The organism is Sphingomonas sp. 10B4 (assembly GCF_035019905.1).
GTDB lineage: Bacteria > Pseudomonadota > Alphaproteobacteria > Sphingomonadales > Sphingomonadaceae > Sphingomonas > Sphingomonas glacialis.
In genome coordinates, this window is the sequence record NZ_JASJVC010000311.1 from 1 (window position 1) to 272 (window position 272).

Consider the following 272-nt stretch of genomic DNA (forward strand, 5'->3'; position numbering starts at 1 on the left):
GTTATCTACAACGGATTTAGACCAAGTTGTTGAAAGTTGCGATTTCAAGATGCTTGTTTTTTCAAGCAGTTGCAAACCTTTATTCACACCGGCGATCGTTTGTGTAGACCAAGGTGCTGACAAATTGTCGGTGATGCTCCTATGGCTAGCGACTAGCTTTAATGCTACTTGCATCGAACTTACCAGACGACGCGCATCGGAATGAAGAGCGAAGCGCCAATCGCGGCCTGCTGCTGCAGAAAAAAGTGTCGACAAAACAGCAAGAGCATGTC

Annotated in this window: 1 protein-coding gene; it reads right to left on the reverse strand. The window is 46.3% G+C overall.

Going from position 1 to position 272, the window contains the following annotated elements:
* A partial coding sequence (locus tag QN347_RS19935; protein WP_323494420.1) for a hypothetical protein occupies positions 1–272 on the reverse strand: 272 nt, incomplete at both ends.